This window comes from Enterobacter cloacae complex sp. ECNIH7 (assembly GCF_002208095.1).
In the GTDB taxonomy this organism is placed as follows: domain Bacteria; phylum Pseudomonadota; class Gammaproteobacteria; order Enterobacterales; family Enterobacteriaceae; genus Enterobacter; species Enterobacter cloacae_M.
In genome coordinates this window covers 4,591,237-4,609,290 of the sequence record NZ_CP017990.1, presented here as the reverse complement: position 1 = coordinate 4,609,290, position 18,054 = coordinate 4,591,237, and the positions used below count along the sequence as shown (strand labels likewise).

Sequence of the window (18,054 nt, the reverse complement as noted above, 5' to 3'; positions counted from 1 at the left end):
CACTCATGCTGTTAAATGCGTTGGCCGCTCTCGGACACCGTGGCATAAAAACCATCAGGACGTTCGGGCGTGCCGGATTGATGTTATTCAACGCGCTGGTCGGCAAGCCGGAATTCCGCAAGCACGCACCGCTGCTGGTGCGGCAGCTTTATAATGTCGGCGTGCTGTCGATGCTCATCATCATTGTCTCCGGTCTGTTTATCGGTATGGTGCTTGGGCTGCAGGGCTATCTGGTTCTGACAACCTACAGTGCAGAAACCAGCCTTGGGATGCTGGTAGCGCTCTCGCTGCTGCGCGAGCTGGGGCCGGTTGTGGCGGCGCTGCTGTTCGCCGGGCGTGCGGGGTCGGCATTAACGGCTGAAATTGGCCTGATGCGTGCGACCGAGCAGCTCTCCAGCATGGAGATGATGGCGGTCGATCCGCTGCGTCGCGTGATCTCGCCGCGTTTCTGGGCTGGGGTGATCTCTTTACCGTTACTGACTATTCTGTTTGTCGCCGTGGGTATCTGGGGCGGTTCGCTGGTTGGCGTGCACTGGAAAGGCATTGATGCCGGTTTCTTCTGGTCCGCGATGCAGGACGCCATCGACCTGCGGATGGATCTGGTTAACTGCCTGATTAAAAGCGTGGTATTTGCCATTACGGTCACCTGGATTGCATTGTTCAATGGATACGATGCCATCCCGACGTCGGCGGGCATTAGCCGCGCAACAACACGTACAGTCGTACATTCGTCGCTGGCCGTACTGGGTCTGGATTTTGTGCTCACCGCACTGATGTTTGGGAATTGAGTTCATGCAAACGAGAAAAAATGAAATTTGGGTCGGTGTATTCCTGCTGCTGGCGCTGCTGGCCGCACTGTTTATCTGCCTGAGAGCGGCGGATATCACGTCTGTGCGCACCGAGCCGACGTATCGCATCTATGCCACCTTCGATAACATCGGCGGGCTGAAGGCGCGTTCACCGGTTCGCATCGGCGGCGTGGTGATCGGACGCGTATCTGACATTACGCTGGATGAGAAAACCTATCTGCCACGCGTCGCGATGGATATCGAAGAGCGTTACAACCACATTCCGGACACCAGCTCCCTTTCTATCCGCACTTCCGGTCTGCTGGGCGAACAATATCTGGCGCTTAACGTCGGTTTTGAAGACCCCGAGCTGGGAACGACTATCCTTAAGGACGGGAGCGTGATCCAGGACACCAAGTCCGCCATGGTGCTGGAAGATATGATTGGTCAGTTCCTTTACAACAGTAAAGGGGATGATAAAAAGTCTGACAATGCCCCTGCGCAGAGTGAAGACCATACCAATGCCGCGCCGACCCCAGGTGCTGCGAATTAATATCAGGAGAAGTCATTCATGTTTAAACGACTGTTAATGGTTGCCATGCTGGTCATCGCCCCTCTAACCGCCGCCCACGCTGCGGATCAGAGTAACCCGTACAAACTGATGGACGAAGCGGCGAAAAAGACCTTCGACCGTCTTAAAAACGAACAGCCTAAAATTCGTGCTAATCCTGATTATCTGCGTGAAGTTGTTGACCAGGAGCTGCTGCCGTACGTGCAGATTAAATATGCGGGTGCGCTGGTGCTGGGACGTTATTACAAAGACGCGACCCCTGCGCAGCGTGATGCCTACTTTGCCGCGTTCCGTGAATACCTGAAACAGGCTTATGGCCAGGCGCTGGCGATGTACCACGGCCAGACCTATCAGATTGCGCCTGAGCAGCCGCTGGGCGATGCGACCATCGTCCCTATCCGTGTGACGATCATCGATCCTAACGGTCGTCCGCCGGTTCGTCTGGATTTCCAGTGGCGTAAAAACAGCCAGACCGGTAACTGGCAGGCGTATGACATGATTGCCGAAGGGGTAAGCATGATCACCACCAAACAGAACGAATGGAGCGACCTGCTGCGCACCAAAGGCATTGATGGCCTGACCGCTCAGCTGCAGTCTATCTCTCGCCAGAAAATTACCCTGGACGAGAAGAAGTAATGTCACAGCAACTCAGCTGGTCGCGTGAAGGCGAGACATTAAAGCTGTCCGGTGAACTGGATCAGGATCTGCTGAACCCACTGTGGGACAAACGCCACGAAGCGATGCAGGGCGTGACGCTTATCGATTTGACAGACGTCACGCGGGTAGATACGGCAGGTGTTGCGCTGCTTGCCCATCTGATTGCCGTGGGGAAAAAGCAGGGGACAAGCGTCACGCTTCACGGCGCGAGCGATAATGTCGTGACCCTTGCGCAGCTCTACAATCTCCCTCAGGACGTACTGCCTCGTTAATATTTTCAGTGCGTTACTTCCGAAAGCCCTGACTGTTTCATCGTCGGGGCTTTTTGCTTGTTTAAGACAACGCCACTTTGCTCTAAGATGTTGGGCTTGTTTTCACTATCAGATGATTAAGAGCCCATGGAAAATCATGAAATCCAGACAGTGCTGATGAATGCACTCTCCCTTCAGGAAGCCCACGTCACTGGCGATGGCAGTCACTTCCAGGTTATTGCTGTGGGTGAGATGTTCGACGGTATGAGCCGCGTGAAGAAACAGCAGGCTGTGTACGCGCCGCTGATGGAATATATTGCGGATAACCGCATCCACGCCCTGTCGATTAAAGCGTTCACCCCGCAAGAGTGGGCACGCGATCGCAAACTAAACGGTTTTTGAGCTGAGGGCGACAGGCCCGCAGCACGGTTGAATTTATAAGAGAGCACACAATGGATAAATTTCGTGTACAGGGGCCAACGCGTCTCCAGGGCGAAGTCACAATTTCTGGCGCTAAAAACGCCGCGCTGCCAATCCTCTTTGCTGCGCTGCTGGCTGAAGAGCCGGTAGAAATTCAGAACGTACCGAAGCTGAAAGATATCGACACCACCATGAAGCTGCTCACCCAGTTGGGCACGAAAGTTGAGCGTAACGGTTCCGTCTGGATCGACGCCAGCAAGGTGAACAACTTTTCAGCCCCTTACGATCTGGTGAAAACCATGCGTGCATCCATCTGGGCGCTTGGCCCGCTGGTAGCGCGTTTTGGTCAGGGTCAGGTCTCTCTGCCGGGCGGCTGCGCTATCGGTGCGCGTCCGGTTGACCTGCACATCTTTGGTCTGGAAAAACTGGGCGCCGAGATCAAGCTGGAAGAAGGTTACGTTAAAGCGTCCGTTAATGGTCGTCTGAAAGGCGCGCACATCGTCATGGACAAAGTGAGCGTGGGCGCAACTGTCACCATTATGTCTGCGGCGACGCTGGCAGAAGGTACTACCATCATCGAAAACGCCGCGCGCGAACCGGAGATTGTGGATACCGCCAACTTCCTCGTGGCGCTGGGGGCGAAGATTTCAGGTCAGGGCACCGACCGTATCACCATCGAAGGCGTTGAGCGTCTGGGCGGCGGTGTCTATCGCGTACTGCCGGACCGTATCGAAACCGGTACCTTCCTGGTCGCTGCGGCGATTTCCGGCGGGAAGATTGTTTGTCGCAACGCGCAGCCAGATACCCTGGATGCGGTGCTGGCGAAACTGCGCGATGCGGGTGCGGATATCGAAATGGGCGAAGACTGGATCAGCCTTGATATGCACGGGCAGCGTCCAAAAGCGGTAAATGTGCGTACGGCGCCGCATCCGGCGTTCCCTACGGACATGCAGGCACAGTTCACCCTGTTGAACCTGGTTGCCGAAGGTACTGGCTTCATCACAGAAACCATTTTCGAGAACCGCTTTATGCACGTACCGGAGCTGATCCGTATGGGCGCGCATGCTGAGATCGAAAGTAATACCGTGATCTGCCACGGCGTTGAGAAACTGTCAGGTGCTCAGGTGATGGCAACCGATCTGCGTGCGTCTGCAAGCCTGGTGCTGGCGGGTTGTATCGCGGAAGGTACAACCATCGTGGATCGTATCTATCACATCGATCGTGGTTATGAGCGTATCGAAGATAAACTGCGCGCGCTGGGTGCCAACATCGAGCGTGTGAAGGGCGAGTAATCGTTCCGGCAGCCCCCTGCCAGCAATGACCGGGGGGTTGCTGTTCCTGTCAAAAACGCGTTATTCCTGCGGTTCTCTTTTTACCTTTCTCTGGCGAATCATGCGCGATCTGTCGATAAATTCATGGGTAATGGGATCGTGGTAGCGCGAAGGCCAAATTACCCACGGATGCGTATCCAGCGCCGTCGCGATAATTAATTCTCCCTTGGGCCAGGGGCGGGTGAGGGCGTTTGCCAGAGTTGAAGAACTCAGTCCATGGCGGCGGGACTCTGCTGCCAGTGAAGTGCCTCTTTTGCGCAGTGCGGCAATAATATCAGCCGTGTGCCAGTCGATAAATTTCGTATCCATAACGCCGTCCTTAAGTTCGGATTCACCTACGCCGTTTCTTCTGAAACGACGCGGTTACTATACCCATTTCAACTTCTTGTTCTAAAAAGTTCGCGTTACTTGAAGGGATATTCAGAATAAGACACGGCTTTATTCATGCGGTCTCTAAACCGATGAATTTACATGAACACGGAATTTACAGGTGTGTACTGGAATCTCCCCGCTATCGCTGCGGGGAGAAACAAGGGGATTAACGGTCGCGCTGAACGGCGATGTGAGCAAGACCAATCAGTGCATCGCGCCATGGGCTGTCTGGAATGACCTGAAGCGCTTCGATGGCTTTGTCGGCTTCTTCTTCCGCACGCTGACGCGTCCATTCCAGCGATCCGCAGATAGCCATGGTTTCCAGTACAGGTTCCAGAAGATGGCGGCCATTTCCCTGCTCAATCGCTTCACGGATCATTTTCGCCTGGTCGGCTGTTCCATTGCGCATAGCATGAAGCAGCGGCAGAGTTGGTTTGCCTTCGTTCAGGTCATCGCCCACGTTTTTGCCGAGCGTCTCGCCGTCCGCACTGTAGTCCAGCAAATCATCAATCAGCTGGAATGCCGTACCCAGATAGCGGCCATAGTCCTGCAGGCCTTTTTCCTGTGCTTCGGTACAGTCGGCCAGAATGCCGGAACACTGAGCAGCCGCTTCAAAGAGGCGCGCAGTTTTGCTGTAGATGACGCGCATGTAGTTTTCTTCGGTAATGTCAGGGTCGTTGACGTTCATCAGCTGCAGCACTTCGCCTTCAGCAATGACGTTTACGGCTTCGGACATCACTTCCAGCACTTTCAGTGAGCCCAGGCTGGTCATCATCTGGAAGGCACGGGTATAGATAAAATCCCCCACCAGGACGCTGGCTGCGTTTCCGAAAGCGGCGTTTGCCGTGGCTTTGCCACGACGCATATCCGATTCATCCACAACATCGTCATGCAGAAGCGTCGCCGTGTGAATAAATTCGATGAGCGCTGCGATAGTGATGTGAGCATTTCCCTGATAGCCAACGGCTCTGGCAGCCAGAATGGCAATCATCGGACGAATGCGTTTACCGCCGCCGCTGACGATGTAATAGCCCAACTGATTGATCAACTGAACGTCAGAGTTGAGTTGCTCCAGGATTGCTGCATTCACACCCGCCATATCTTGCGCGGTTAACTCGTTGATTTTTTCTAAATTCATCGCAAAAGCCGGGCTTTTTATCCTGTTGATCCCATCTTCAATGGGGTAACGAAGGGTTTCGGTTTATCAATAGTAGTGCTGATTGTACTGAAAAAACGGCACAGATAAACGTTACCGTACGTGTTGTGTTTTTTTTCTTCATGTATTGACGGTAGCACTTGTCAAAGGCTCGCGTTTTGCGTAATATTCGCGCCCTATTGTGAATATTTATAGCGCACTCTGATTCATACGAGGATGTGCGCGGAAGCGGAGTTTATATGTACGCGGTTTTCCAAAGTGGTGGTAAACAACACCGAGTAAGCGAAGGTCAGACCGTTCGCCTGGAAAAGCTGGACATCGCAACTGGCGAATCTGTTGAGTTCGCAGAAGTTCTGATGATCGCAAACGGTGAAGAAGTCAAAATCGGCGTTCCTTTCGTTGATGGCGGCGTTATCAAAGCTGAAGTTGTTGCACACGGTCGTGGCGAGAAAGTTAAAATCGTTAAGTTTCGTCGTCGTAAGCACTACCGTAAGCAGCAGGGCCACCGTCAGTGGTTCACTGATGTGAAAATTACTGGCATCAGCGCCTAAGACCTGAGGAGAGATTTAAATGGCACATAAAAAGGCTGGCGGCTCCACACGTAACGGTCGCGATTCAGAAGCTAAACGTCTTGGCGTTAAGCGTTTCGGTGGCGAATCCGTTCTGGCGGGTAGCATCATCGTTCGTCAACGTGGTACCAAATTCCACGCTGGCAACAACGTAGGTTGCGGTCGTGACCACACTCTGTTTGCTAAAGCAGACGGTAAAGTGAAATTTGAAGTTAAAGGCCCGAACAACCGTAAATACATCAGCATCGTTGCTGAGTAAGGTTTTCTCGGTCCGGTAACGGATTAAAGCCCCGCAACCTGTTGCGGGGCTTTTTACATTGGAAACCCGGTAATTTTTTCTGTAGGGAAAACGGGCATGAAGCAGCAGGCCGGCATTGGTATTCTTTTGGCGCTCACTACCGCAATGTGCTGGGGTGCGCTGCCAATTGCAATGAAGCAGGTTCTGGAAGTGATGGAGCCGCCTACGGTGGTCTTTTATCGCTTTCTGATGGCAAGCATCGGCCTCGGGGCCATTCTGGCTATCAAAGGTAAGCTTCCACCCTTGCGGCTTTTCCGCAAACCGCGCTGGCTGGTATTGCTGGCTATCGCGACGGGCGGTCTGTTCGGTAACTTCATCCTGTTCAGCTCTTCCCTGCAATATCTCAGCCCCACGGCGTCGCAGGTGATAGGTCAGCTTTCACCGGTGGGCATGATGGTCGCCAGCGTCTTTATCCTCAAGGAAAAGATGCGTGGTACGCAGATTATCGGGGCGAGCATGTTGTTGTGCGGTCTGGTGATGTTCTTCAACACCAGTCTGATAGAGATTTTCACCCGCCTGACGGATTACACATGGGGTGTAATTTTTGGTGTGGGGGCAGCAACGGTCTGGGTGAGCTATGGCGTCGCACAAAAGGTGTTATTGCGTCGTCTTGCCTCACAGCAGATCCTCTTTTTACTGTACACTTTGTGTACAATAGCATTGCTGCCATTAGCAAAGCCGGGTGTGATTTCCCAGCTTAGCGACTGGCAACTGGCGTGCCTCATTTTTTGTGGGCTGAACACGCTGGTCGGTTATGGCGCGCTGGCCGAAGCGATGGCGCGCTGGCAGGCAGCACAGGTGAGCGCGTTAATTACGCTTACTCCGCTGTTTACGCTGTTATTTTCAGATTTGTTATCAATGGCCTGGCCCGATGTCTTCGTCAGACCGATGCTCAACCTGTTGGGCTATCTCGGTGCGTTTGTCGTGGTTGCGGGCGCGATGTATTCCGCCATTGGTCATCGTCTTTGGGGACGTTGGCGCAAAAATGAAGCGGTTGTAGTAGTCCCCCGCTCAGGCGAATGAGTTACGGAGAGTAAAATGAAGTTTGTTGATGAAGCGACGATCCTGGTCGTGGCTGGTGATGGCGGCAATGGTTGCGTGAGCTTCCGCCGTGAAAAGTATATCCCACGTGGCGGTCCTGACGGCGGCGATGGCGGGGATGGTGGTGACGTGTGGCTGGAGGCGGATGAGAACCTCAACACGCTGATCGACTACCGTTTCGAAAAATCCTTCCGTGCTGAACGTGGCCAGAACGGCCAGAGCCGTGACTGTACCGGGAAACGCGGTAAAGACGTAACCATTAAAGTTCCGGTCGGTACGCGTGTGATTGACCAGGGAACCGGTGAAACCATGGGTGACATGACCAAACACGGTCAGCGCCTGATGGTGGCGAAAGGCGGCTGGCACGGTCTGGGTAACAGCCGTTTCAAATCCTCCGTTAACCGTACACCGCGTCAGAAAACGATGGGTACGCCGGGTGATAAGCGCGATCTGCAGCTGGAGCTGATGCTTCTGGCAGACGTGGGCATGCTGGGTATGCCAAACGCCGGGAAATCGACGTTCATTCGCGCCGTTTCTGCGGCGAAACCAAAAGTGGCGGACTATCCGTTTACCACGCTGGTACCAAGCCTGGGCGTTGTCCGTATGGATAACGAGAAGAGCTTTGTGGTTGCCGATATTCCGGGTCTGATTGAAGGCGCTGCGGAAGGCGCGGGTCTGGGTATTCGCTTCCTGAAACACCTTGAGCGCTGCCGCGTGCTGCTGCACCTTATCGATATCGATCCTATCGACGGTTCCGATCCGGTTGAAAACGCCCGCATCATCGTTGGCGAGCTGGAAAAATACAGCGAAAAGCTGGCGAATAAACCACGCTGGCTGGTCTTCAACAAAATCGACCTGATGGACAAAGCCGAAGCGGAAGCGAAAGCGAAAGCGATTGCTGAAGCAATGGGTTGGGAAGATAAATACTACCTGATCTCTGCGGCAAGCCAGGTTGGCGTGAAAGATCTGTGCTGGGATGTGATGACCTTCATCATTGAGAACCCAATTGTTCAGGCGGAAGAAGCGAAACAGCCTGAAAAAGTCGAATTCATGTGGGATGACTACCACCGTCAGCAGCTCGAAGAGCTGGAAGCGGAAGAAGATGATGAAGACTGGGACGATGACTGGGATGAAGACGACGAAGAAGGCGTCGAGTTTATCTACAAGCACTAATATCTGTCCAAAGCCCCCATTATGGGGGCTTTTTTTATTCCAGCGTTGCGGGCAGCCAGCAGCTGGCGATCAAACCACCTTCAGCGCCATTCTCAAGCGTCAACCTGCCGTGGTGGAGCTGCACGATGCGCTGCACGATACTCAGGCCCAGACCGCTGCCACCGTAGCGCTGGTCAAGACGGCGGAATGGCTCGGTAATTGACTGTCGGTGCGCTTCATCAATACCGGGCCCCTGATCGATCACGCTAATCTGCGTTCCCCCGTCGACCCCGGTTAATGTCACTGTAATCGTTGTCCCTGCCGGGCTGTAGCGCCCGGCATTCTCCAGCAGGTTGCGCAGCATCAGACGCAGGAGCACGGCATCTCCCTGAACCGTAAGCGCGCTTTTAGCAGGCCAAATCACCGTATGCTCTTTGGCTTCATGGCCCAGGCCGAGAGGTTCAATGATATTTTCAGTCCAGCTCACGGTTTCGTAGTGTCCGCTGGCCATTGCCTGTCCGGCACGGGCCAGCATCAGCAGCTGCTCAACGGTATGCATGAGCTGATCGATACGGCTAATTAACGTCGCGGCCTGTGGTGCGCCTGACTGCGCCATAAGCTCCAGATGAAGCCGGATACCGGCAAGGGGCGTTCGAAGCTCGTGTGCGGCGTCAGCGGTGAAGAAACGCTCCTGCTGAATGGTATTGTCCAGCCGGGCGAGCAGCTGGTTCAGGGAGGTTGTCACCGCGCCTATTTCTTCCATGTCGGAATACATAGGAAGCGGAGTTAAGTTATCCGCCGAACGGTTAGCCAGGCTGTCACGCAGTTTATTCAGCGGTCGGGTTATCCAGGTGACCGCCCAGAATGAAAACAGGAGTGTGAAACCGACCATCACCAGAGAAGGTACGAGAAGGGAAGCAATCGCCTCGCGGATCTCTTTTTCGACATGGTTATTGCGGGCTTTTGCCGACAGCGTTTCATTCACCAGAAAACCAATCTGCTCACGGCTTTCATGCCACAGCCAGATGACGCTTATCAGCTGGAAAAATAAGAGAATAACCGCCAGCAGCACCATCAAACGCCGACGCATGCTGTTCATTTCTGGCTCTCAAGGCGATAGCCAACGCCACGGACGGTTTTGATTCTGTCCTTGCCGAGCTTGCGACGCAGGTTGTGAATGTGAACTTCAAGGGTATTTGACCCCGGGTCGTCCTGCCAGGAGTAGATATCCTGCTGGAGCGTTTCTCTGTGCACCGTTTGCCCGCTGCGCATGATCAGACGCGTAAGCAGGGCGAACTCTTTTGGCGTCACCTCTACAGCCTGGTCACGGCGCAGTACCTGCTGGGTTTGCAAATTCAGCGTAATATCGCCGTCGGTCAGTAAGTTATCACTATGGCCCAGATAACGGCGAATCAACGCTCGTACCCGGGCCTGCAGCTCCGCAAGCGCAAAAGGCTTCACCAGGTAATCATCTGCGCCTGCGTCGAGGCCGGTGATACGATCCTCAATGGCATCGCGTGCCGTCAGGATCAATACCGGGTTGGCGATACCGCGACGTCGCCACTGACTGAGCAGCGTGGCGCCGTCTTTATCTGGCAAGCCCAAATCGAGGATCACCAGGCTGTATTCCCCGCTCTGGATCAGAGAGTCCGCCTCCGCTGCGGTGCCAGCGCAGTCGAGAGCATAGCCTTCATTGGCCAGCCCCAGCGCCAGCCCTTCCTGCAATAACAGATCGTCTTCAACTATAAGTAGTTTCATCGCTAGTTATTCTGGTAGATGTCCTTATAGAGCCTGCTTTCGAAGCGAACAAGCGGAATACGACGATTGCGCTGGTCGGCCGGTTCGACGGCATAGCCGGAAAGATACTGCACGAATGCCATGCGTTGTCCGCTGGCCGTAGTGATAAAGCCTGCAAGGTTGTAAACCCCCTGCAGCGAGCCTGTCTTAGCGGATACTTTGCCATCCACGCCGGCAGCGTGAAGCCCGGCGCGATACTGCAGCGAACCGTCATGCCCGGCCAGCGGCAGCATTGAAATAAAGTTTAGCTCAGTGTCATGCTGTGCAATGTACTGAAGCACCTGCATCATCGTGGCCGGCGAGATCAAATTATGACGCGATAATCCGGAGCCATCGACGGCGATGGTATTGCCCAGCTCGATCCCGGCCTGCTGGCGCAGGATCTGACGAACGGCGTCTGAACCCGCGCGCCAGGTGCCCGGCACGCCGAAACGCGCGTGGCCAATCATGCGGAACACGGTGTCGGCAATCATGTTGTCAGACTTTTTCAGCATGATTCGCAGTAAATCGTGCAGCGGCGGAGACTGTTTGCTGGCGATGACCGTGCCGGGCTGGTTAACCTGCGTCTGGCGAAGCAGCGTGCCGGTGTAGGTTATGCCCGCTTGTTTCAGTTCATCTTTCAAAATGGCACCCGCATAGCTTGCACCATCCTGTATCGCAAAGGCCAGCGGCAGCGGATCGGCGCGCTGCGTCAGGCAGCCGGTAAGCGTGAAGCGGTTAAGATCCCCTGGCACGACGTCCAGCTCACAATATTGCGCATCCGGGGAGCCTTTCGCCAGCGTGCGGACCTGGCTGAACATGGTGACCGGGTAGTAGGACGCTATGCGGATAAACGCTAAATCATCCGGCTTTGGTGCGCTGTAAAGCGAAACCGAGAAGCAGTTACGGTCAACGATTGCTGCGGCGGGCGGGGCGCTAAAACATTGTGTCATGTCGTTCCACGGCCAGCCCGGGGCTTTATCGTGGCTGGCAAAGATGGATGTGTCGATCAGCACATTGCCATCAATTTTCTGTACGCCAGATTTTTTCAGTACCGCAACCATATTGCGGATATCCTGGCGCTTAAAGGTCGGATCGCCGCCAAAACGGGCGATAAGATCGCCTTTCAGTGCGCCTCCCTCGACGTTACCTTTGGTCTCGAGTGTGGTCGTAAAACGGAAATCAGGGCCGAGCTGGAGCAGGGCGGCGAGGGCGGTGATCACCTTTTGGGTACTGGCAGGCAGCGCCATCTGTTGACTGTGATAGTCAATCTCGGGAGCCTGTGCGCCAACCTTCTGCACCATCAGGGCGAGGTTCGCGCCTGCGGGGAGCTGATTAATGTACTCATCAACATTCGCGGCCTGGGTGGTGAACGTTATACTGGTAGTCAATCCGATGATAAATCTGGAAAATCGCATAATCTCGCGCTAACAACCCGAAAACAAACCGTCATACTACGGTGCATGGCACTGCAAAGTAAACGATGACCCATAGTGAACTTCGCGGTAAAATGCGTATCAAACTGAAAAATTGCTGCTGACCTGGGGCATTGCTCCCGGGTCGGTTTTCTTTTTGCTTCTTGCCCGCTTAGGGGGGCAGGAGCAGGGAACACTGCTCCCAACAGGAATGTTTAAGAGGTATAACAAATGCAAGCTATTCCGATGACCTTACGTGGTGCCGAAAAACTGCGCGAAGAGCTGGATTTTCTGAAATCCGTGCGTCGCCCTGAAATCATCGCCGCTATCGCGGATGCGCGCGAGCATGGCGACCTGAAAGAGAACGCTGAATACCACGCCGCGCGTGAGCAGCAGGGCTTCTGTGAAGGGCGTATTAAAGATATCGAAGCAAAACTGTCCAATGCACAGGTTATTGATATCACCAAAATGCCTAACAACGGGCGTGTGATCTTTGGTTCTACCGTTACCGTGCTGAACCTGGACAACGACGAAGAGCAGACCTATCGCATCGTGGGTGATGATGAAGCTGACTTCAAACAGAACCTGATTTCAGTGAACTCTCCGATTGCTCGCGGCCTGATTGGCAAAGAGCAGGACGATGTTGTCACCATCCGCACCCCTGGCGGTGAAGTGGAATACGAAATTATCAAGGTTGAATACCTGTAATTCGCTTCTCTACTAAGATGTTGATACATTGTAAAGAAAAGAAAAAGGCCGCATAGCGGCCTTTTATCAACTCAAGGAGCATGGCATTTTGCTCGCCTGCTGACAGAAATCCCTCGTTTCACACAGAAAATGTGTTTAATTCAGGATATCCTTAGCGTGGCAGCGAGATTTTACGCTCTTTAGATGGGCGGTAGAGCACCAGCGTTTTACCGATGACCTGTACATTACAGGCGCCGGTTTCGCGCACGATGGCTTCCACGATCAGGTTTTTAGTGTCTCTGTCTTCAGAGGCGATTTTCACCTTGATCAGCTCGTGGTGTTCCAGCGCTTGTTCAATCTCGGCAAGCACCCCTTCGGTCAAACCATTGTTGCCAAGCATCACTACAGGCTTGAGCGGATGTGCCAGACCTTTAAGGTGCTGTTTTTGTTTAGTACTCAGATTCATCGTATATTTTTGCTTACGTTGGGATTGAAAACGGTTCATTCTACCGCCATCTCCCTTATATCGCCAAATAGCTGCGTAGAAATTTACGTCACAGGCAGGTAACGATGAACCAGGACGGAAATGTTAAATGACAGGTAAAAAGCGTTCTGCCAGCTCCAGCCGCTGGCTTCAGGAACACTTTAGCGATAAATATGTTCAACAGGCACAGAAAAAGGGGTTGCGTTCCCGTGCCTGGTTTAAACTTGATGAAATACAGCAAAGTGACAAACTTTTTAAGCCGGGGATGACGGTTGTTGACCTCGGTGCGGCACCTGGCGGATGGTCCCAGTATGCGGTAACGCAGATCGGCGGAACGGGCCGAATCATCGCGTGCGATCTTTTACCAATGGATCCCATCGTCGGTGTCGACTTCCTTCAGGGCGACTTTCGTGATGAATTAGTGCTGAAAGCGTTACTTGATCGTGTAGGTGACAGTAAGGTCCAGGTTGTCATGTCAGATATGGCACCAAATATGTGCGGAACACCGGCGGTGGATATCCCCCGCGCCATGTATCTGGTGGAGCTAGCGTTAGAAATGTGTCGTGATGTACTAGCGCCTGGTGGTAGTTTTGTTGTGAAGGTGTTTCAGGGCGAAGGTTTCGAGGAGTATCTTAAGGAAATTCGCTCCCTGTTTGCGAAGGTTAAAGTTCGTAAGCCGGACTCTTCCCGGGCCCGTTCCCGAGAAGTGTATATTGTAGCGACCGGGCGAAAATGATAACCGGTAGATTTCAGGCGAAAGTTTGAATGAAACTGGATATAGAGTATCCTGACGCTGTTTTTAACACAGTTGTAATATGAGGTTAATCCCTTGAGTGACATGGCGAAAAACCTAATACTCTGGCTGGTCATTGCCGTTGTGCTGATGTCAGTATTCCAGAGCTTTGGGCCCAGCGAGTCGAATGGCCGCAAGGTGGATTATTCTACCTTCCTGCAGGAGGTCAATCAGGACCAGGTTCGCGAAGCGCGTATCAACGGACGTGAGATCAACGTTACCAAGAAAGATAGTAACCGTTACACGACTTACATCCCGGTGAACGATCCTAAGCTGCTTGATAACCTTCTGACCAAAAACGTCAAGGTGGTAGGTGAGCCGCCAGAAGAACCAAGCCTGCTGGCTTCTATCTTCATTTCCTGGTTCCCGATGCTGCTTCTTATTGGCGTCTGGATCTTCTTTATGCGTCAGATGCAGGGCGGCGGTGGCAAAGGTGCCATGTCGTTCGGTAAGAGCAAGGCGCGTATGCTGACGGAAGACCAGATCAAGACTACTTTCGCTGACGTCGCCGGTTGTGACGAAGCGAAAGAAGAGGTGGGTGAACTGGTTGAATACCTGCGTGAACCGAGCCGTTTCCAGAAGCTGGGCGGTAAGATCCCGAAAGGCGTGCTGATGGTTGGCCCTCCGGGTACCGGTAAAACCCTGCTGGCGAAAGCCATCGCAGGTGAAGCGAAGGTGCCGTTCTTTACTATTTCAGGTTCTGACTTCGTCGAAATGTTCGTGGGTGTCGGTGCATCTCGTGTACGTGACATGTTCGAGCAGGCCAAGAAGGCAGCACCGTGCATTATCTTCATCGATGAAATCGACGCCGTGGGCCGCCAGCGTGGCGCAGGCCTGGGCGGTGGTCATGATGAACGTGAACAGACGCTGAACCAGATGCTAGTTGAGATGGACGGCTTCGAAGGTAACGAAGGTATCATCGTTATCGCGGCGACTAACCGTCCGGACGTACTTGACCCTGCGCTGCTGCGTCCAGGCCGTTTCGACCGTCAGGTTGTTGTGGGTCTGCCGGACGTTCGCGGTCGTGAACAGATTCTGAAAGTTCACATGCGTCGCGTACCGCTGGCGCCAGATATCGACGCGGCAATCATTGCGCGCGGTACTCCTGGCTTCTCCGGTGCGGACCTGGCGAACCTGGTCAACGAAGCTGCTCTGTTTGCCGCTCGCGGTAACAAGCGCGTCGTATCTATGGTGGAGTTTGAGAAAGCGAAAGACAAAATCATGATGGGCGCGGAACGTCGCTCTATGGTGATGACGGAAGCGCAGAAAGAGTCCACGGCATACCACGAAGCGGGTCACGCGATTATCGGTCGCCTCGTGCCGGAACACGATCCGGTGCATAAAGTGACGATTATTCCGCGCGGTCGTGCGCTGGGTGTGACTTTCTTCCTGCCTGAAGGCGACGCGATCAGCGCCAGCCGTCAGAAGCTGGAAAGCCAGATTTCGACCCTGTACGGCGGTCGTCTGGCAGAAGAGATTATCTACGGTGTGGAACATGTTTCTACCGGTGCGTCCAACGACATTAAAGTTGCGACAAACCTGGCGCGTAACATGGTGACGCAGTGGGGCTTCTCCGACAAACTCGGTCCGCTGCTGTATGCAGAGGAAGAGGGTGAAGTATTCCTGGGCCGTTCTGTGGCTAAAGCGAAACATATGTCCGATGAGACGGCTCGTATCATCGATCAGGAAGTAAAATCTCTGGTAGAGCGTAACTACGCACGTGCACGCCAGATCCTGACCGACAATATGGACATCCTGCATTCGATGAAAGATGCGCTCATGAAATATGAGACCATCGATGCACCGCAGATTGACGACCTGATGGCGCGCCGCGAAGTACGTCCGCCGGCAGGCTGGGAAGACCCAGGCGCTTCCAATAATTCTGACAATAATGGCACCCCGCGTGCGCCGCGTCCGGTTGATGAACCGCGTACGCCAAATCCGGGCAACACCATGTCAGAACAGTTGGGCGATAAGTAAGCCACTGCTGTTGAAGCGTTTGTCTGTAACTCAAACCCTGGAGCTTGCTCCGGGGTTTTTCATTTGTGTTTAACGATATAGATACCAGGGATTTCGCCATGAAATTATTCGCTCAGGACTCGCATCTCGATCTTTCACATCCCCATGTGATGGGGATCCTGAATGTTACCCCTGACTCTTTCTCAGACGGCGGCACGCATAACACGCTTATCGAGGCGGTTAAGCACGCGAATTTAATGATTAATGCGGGCGCCACCATTATTGACGTGGGCGGCGAATCGACGCGTCCTGGTGCGGCGGACGTGTCTGTGGAAGAAGAGCTGGCGCGCGTGGTGCCGGTGGTTGAAGCTATCGCGCAGCGGTTTGAAGTATGGATCTCCGTTGATACCTCTAAACCCGAAGTGATTCGTGAAGTGGCGAGAGTGGGCGCTCACATTATCAATGATATTCGTTCACTCACCGAGCCTGGGGCACTGGAAGCCGCGGCAAAGACCGGGTTACCGGTATGCCTAATGCATATGCAGGGTCAGCCGAAAACCATGCAGGAAGCACCGAAGTATGATGATGTCTTTGCCGACGTGAATCGCTTCTTTATTGAACATATTGCGCGCTGCGAACGTGCAGGTATCTCAAAAGAGAAATTGTTGCTCGACCCGGGGTTCGGTTTCGGTAAAAATCTCTCCCACAATTATGCGTTGCTCGCGCGCTTATCGGAATTCCATCACTTTGACCTGCCGCTGCTGGTGGGGATGTCGAGAAAGTCGATGATTGGGCAGTTGCTGAACGTGGGGCCGAGCGAACGCCTGAGCGGCAGCCTGGCCTGCGCGGTGATTGCGGCGATGCAGGGCGCGCACATTATTCGTGTCCATGACGTTAAAGAAACAGTAGAAGCCATGCGTGTGGTGGAAGCCACACTGGCAGCGAAGGAAAACAAACGCTATGAGTAATCGTAAGTATTTTGGTACCGATGGTATCCGTGGGCGTGTAGGCGATGCTCCCATCACCCCTGATTTTGTCCTGAAGCTCGGCTGGGCTGCTGGCAAAGTGCTGGCGCGTCATGGTTCCCGTAAGATCATTATCGGTAAAGACACCCGTATTTCCGGCTATATGCTGGAATCAGCGCTGGAAGCGGGTCTGGCGGCGGCTGGACTGTCCGCGTCCTTTACGGGCCCAATGCCAACGCCTGCAGTCGCGTATCTGACGCGTACCTTCCGTGCGGAAGCGGGGATTGTTATCTCAGCTTCTCACAACCCGTTCTACGACAACGGCATTAAATTCTTCTCCATTGACGGCACCAAGCTCCCGGATGACGTGGAAGAAGCCATTGAAGCCGAAATGGAAAAAGAGATCACCTGCGTTGATTCCGCAGAGCTGGGTAAAGCGAACCGTATCGTTGATGCGGCGGGCCGTTATATCGAATTCTGTAAAGGCACCTTCCCGAATGAGCTGAGCCTGGCTCACCTCAAAATTGTGGTGGACTGTGCTAATGGCGCGACCTATCACATCGCCCCGAATGTCTTCCGCGAACTGGGTGCGAAAGTCATCACCATTGGCTGCGAGCCGGATGGTCTGAACATTAACGAGCAGGTGGGGGCAACTGACGTTCGTGCCCTGCAGGCGCGTGTTCTGGCAGAGAAAGCCGACCTGGGTATTGCGCTGGACGGCGACGGCGACCGCGTGATCATGGTCGACCACGAAGGTAACAAGGTCGACGGCGATCAGATCCTCTACATCATTGCCCGTGAGGGCCTGCGTCAGGGCCAGCTGCGCGGCGGTGCGGTGGGCACGCTGATGAGTAACATGGGCCTGGAACTGGCGCTGAAACAGCTCGGTATTCCGTTTGTCCGCGCGAAAGTGGGTGACCGCTATGTGCTGGAAAAACTGCAGGAGAAGGGCTGGCGCATCGGCGCAGAAAACTCGGGTCACGTGATCCTGCTCGATAAAACCACCACCGGTGACGGTATCGTGGCCGCGCTGCAGGTGGTTGCCGCGATGGCGCGCAACCATATGAGCCTGCACGATCTGTGCAGCGGGATGAAAATGTTCCCTCAGATTCTGGTAAACGTACGCTTCACTGCCGGTAAAGGCGATCCGCTGGAAAACGAGAACGTCAAAGCGGTGATGGCTGACGTTGAAGCGGCCCTGGGCAATCGTGGGCGTGTGCTGCTGCGTAAGTCCGGTACTGAACCGCTGATCCGCGTGATGGTGGAAGGTGAAGACGAAGCGCAGGTAACCGAATTTGCACACCGTATTGCGGATGCTGTGAAAGCTGCATAATTGTGCAAGCTAAATGTATAAAAAGGCGGCTTTTGT

At 54.0% G+C, this 18,054-nt stretch carries 21 protein-coding genes; 15 read left to right on the top strand and 6 right to left on the bottom strand.

Features of this window, described 5'->3' with window-relative positions; genetic code table 11:
• Positions 1-5: 5 nt before the first annotated feature.
• The 6 genes from mlaE (at position 6) to murA (ending at position 3,979) form a co-directional block, all read left to right on the top strand.
• Positions 6-788, top strand: a complete 783-nt coding sequence (gene mlaE / locus WM95_RS22985) for a lipid asymmetry maintenance ABC transporter permease subunit MlaE (RefSeq protein ID WP_010436044.1) — start codon at positions 6-8, stop codon at positions 786-788.
• A 4-nt stretch (positions 789-792) separates the two neighbouring features.
• Positions 793-1,341 carry an outer membrane lipid asymmetry maintenance protein MlaD gene (gene mlaD / locus WM95_RS22980; protein WP_008501455.1) on the top strand — a complete coding sequence of 183 codons (549 nt, stop codon included), beginning with the start codon at positions 793-795 and terminating at the stop codon, positions 1,339-1,341.
• 18 nt (positions 1,342-1,359) lie between these two features.
• The gene (gene mlaC, locus WM95_RS22975; protein WP_063409197.1) at positions 1,360-1,995 is read left to right on the top strand and encodes a phospholipid-binding protein MlaC; all 636 of its coding nucleotides are present in this window, start codon (positions 1,360-1,362) and stop codon (positions 1,993-1,995) included.
• Positions 1,995-2,288: a lipid asymmetry maintenance protein MlaB gene (mlaB, locus tag WM95_RS22970; protein WP_023309350.1), complete on the top strand. Its 294-nt coding sequence runs from the start codon at positions 1,995-1,997 to the stop codon at positions 2,286-2,288. The genes mlaC and mlaB overlap by 1 nt, the downstream gene beginning before the upstream one ends.
• A gap of 126 nt (positions 2,289-2,414) precedes the next feature.
• Entirely contained in the window at positions 2,415-2,669 is a 255-nt protein-coding gene (gene ibaG, locus WM95_RS22965) for a BolA family iron metabolism protein IbaG (protein ID WP_008501458.1), read from the top strand.
• Positions 2,670-2,719: 50 nt separating this feature from the next.
• The gene (gene murA, locus WM95_RS22960; protein ID WP_063409198.1) at positions 2,720-3,979 is read left to right on the top strand and encodes a UDP-N-acetylglucosamine 1-carboxyvinyltransferase; all 1,260 of its coding nucleotides are present in this window, start codon (positions 2,720-2,722) and stop codon (positions 3,977-3,979) included.
• A gap of 60 nt (positions 3,980-4,039) precedes the next feature.
• Here murA and sfsB read toward each other — a convergent pair whose 3' ends face one another.
• Positions 4,040-4,327 carry a DNA-binding transcriptional regulator SfsB gene (gene sfsB / locus WM95_RS22955; protein ID WP_023309348.1) on the bottom strand — a complete coding sequence of 96 codons (288 nt, stop codon included), beginning with the start codon at positions 4,325-4,327 and terminating at the stop codon, positions 4,040-4,042.
• Positions 4,328-4,556: 229 nt separating this feature from the next.
• Positions 4,557-5,528 carry an octaprenyl diphosphate synthase gene (gene ispB, locus WM95_RS22950; protein WP_045355402.1) on the bottom strand — a complete coding sequence of 324 codons (972 nt, stop codon included), beginning with the start codon at positions 5,526-5,528 and terminating at the stop codon, positions 4,557-4,559.
• Between the two features lie 257 nt (positions 5,529-5,785).
• Here ispB and rplU point away from each other — a divergent pair, with 257 nt between their 5' ends.
• The 4 genes from rplU (at position 5,786) to cgtA (ending at position 8,627) form a co-directional block, all read left to right on the top strand.
• Complete coding sequence (gene rplU / locus WM95_RS22945; RefSeq protein ID WP_003025032.1) at positions 5,786-6,097, top strand: 50S ribosomal protein L21; 312 nt, start codon at positions 5,786-5,788, stop codon at positions 6,095-6,097.
• Positions 6,098-6,116: 19 nt separating this feature from the next.
• Positions 6,117-6,374, top strand: coding sequence for a 50S ribosomal protein L27 (rpmA, locus tag WM95_RS22940; RefSeq protein WP_004385076.1), 258 nt, complete (start codon positions 6,117-6,119; stop codon positions 6,372-6,374).
• A 96-nt stretch (positions 6,375-6,470) separates the two neighbouring features.
• Positions 6,471-7,436: a DMT family transporter gene (locus WM95_RS22935; RefSeq protein WP_023309346.1), complete on the top strand. Its 966-nt coding sequence runs from the start codon at positions 6,471-6,473 to the stop codon at positions 7,434-7,436.
• Between the two features lie 15 nt (positions 7,437-7,451).
• Positions 7,452-8,627, top strand: a complete 1,176-nt coding sequence (cgtA, locus tag WM95_RS22930) for an Obg family GTPase CgtA (protein WP_023309345.1) — start codon at positions 7,452-7,454, stop codon at positions 8,625-8,627.
• 34 nt (positions 8,628-8,661) lie between these two features.
• Here the strand turns inward: cgtA and pmrB are convergent, their stop codons facing one another.
• Genes pmrB through dacB form a run of 3 tightly spaced genes read right to left on the bottom strand, consistent with a single transcriptional unit; the run spans position 8,662 to position 11,800 of the window.
• Positions 8,662-9,705, bottom strand: coding sequence for a two-component system sensor histidine kinase PmrB (gene pmrB, locus WM95_RS22925; protein WP_059445466.1), 1,044 nt, complete (start codon positions 9,703-9,705; stop codon positions 8,662-8,664).
• Positions 9,702-10,364 carry a two-component system response regulator PmrA gene (gene pmrA, locus WM95_RS22920; RefSeq protein ID WP_023309343.1) on the bottom strand — a complete coding sequence of 221 codons (663 nt, stop codon included), beginning with the start codon at positions 10,362-10,364 and terminating at the stop codon, positions 9,702-9,704. Before pmrA ends, pmrB begins: the two co-directional genes overlap by 4 nt.
• 2 nt (positions 10,365-10,366) lie before the next feature.
• A complete protein-coding gene (gene dacB / locus WM95_RS22915; RefSeq protein ID WP_063409199.1) occupies positions 10,367-11,800 on the bottom strand; it encodes a serine-type D-Ala-D-Ala carboxypeptidase in 1,434 nt (477 codons plus the stop codon).
• 228 nt (positions 11,801-12,028) lie between these two features.
• On the opposite strand from dacB, the gene greA reads away from it, so the two are divergent.
• The gene (gene greA / locus WM95_RS22910) at positions 12,029-12,505 is read left to right on the top strand and encodes a transcription elongation factor GreA (RefSeq protein WP_014171793.1); all 477 of its coding nucleotides are present in this window, start codon (positions 12,029-12,031) and stop codon (positions 12,503-12,505) included.
• Positions 12,506-12,656: 151 nt separating this feature from the next.
• Here greA and yhbY read toward each other — a convergent pair whose 3' ends face one another.
• Positions 12,657-12,950: a ribosome assembly RNA-binding protein YhbY gene (gene yhbY, locus WM95_RS22905; RefSeq protein WP_003861814.1), complete on the bottom strand. Its 294-nt coding sequence runs from the start codon at positions 12,948-12,950 to the stop codon at positions 12,657-12,659.
• A 127-nt stretch (positions 12,951-13,077) separates the two neighbouring features.
• Between yhbY and rlmE the strand changes: the two genes are divergently transcribed.
• From rlmE to glmM, 4 genes are all read left to right on the top strand, one after another.
• The gene (gene rlmE, locus WM95_RS22900; RefSeq protein ID WP_003861812.1) at positions 13,078-13,704 is read left to right on the top strand and encodes a 23S rRNA (uridine(2552)-2'-O)-methyltransferase RlmE; all 627 of its coding nucleotides are present in this window, start codon (positions 13,078-13,080) and stop codon (positions 13,702-13,704) included.
• Positions 13,705-13,806: 102 nt separating this feature from the next.
• Complete coding sequence (gene ftsH, locus WM95_RS22895; RefSeq protein ID WP_029739626.1) at positions 13,807-15,741, top strand: ATP-dependent zinc metalloprotease FtsH; 1,935 nt, start codon at positions 13,807-13,809, stop codon at positions 15,739-15,741.
• 98 nt (positions 15,742-15,839) lie between these two features.
• The gene (folP, locus tag WM95_RS22890) at positions 15,840-16,688 is read left to right on the top strand and encodes a dihydropteroate synthase (protein WP_063409200.1); all 849 of its coding nucleotides are present in this window, start codon (positions 15,840-15,842) and stop codon (positions 16,686-16,688) included.
• Entirely contained in the window at positions 16,681-18,018 is a 1,338-nt protein-coding gene (gene glmM, locus WM95_RS22885) for a phosphoglucosamine mutase (RefSeq protein WP_023309339.1), read from the top strand. The genes folP and glmM overlap by 8 nt, the downstream gene beginning before the upstream one ends.
• Positions 18,019-18,054: the final 36 nt, after the last annotated feature.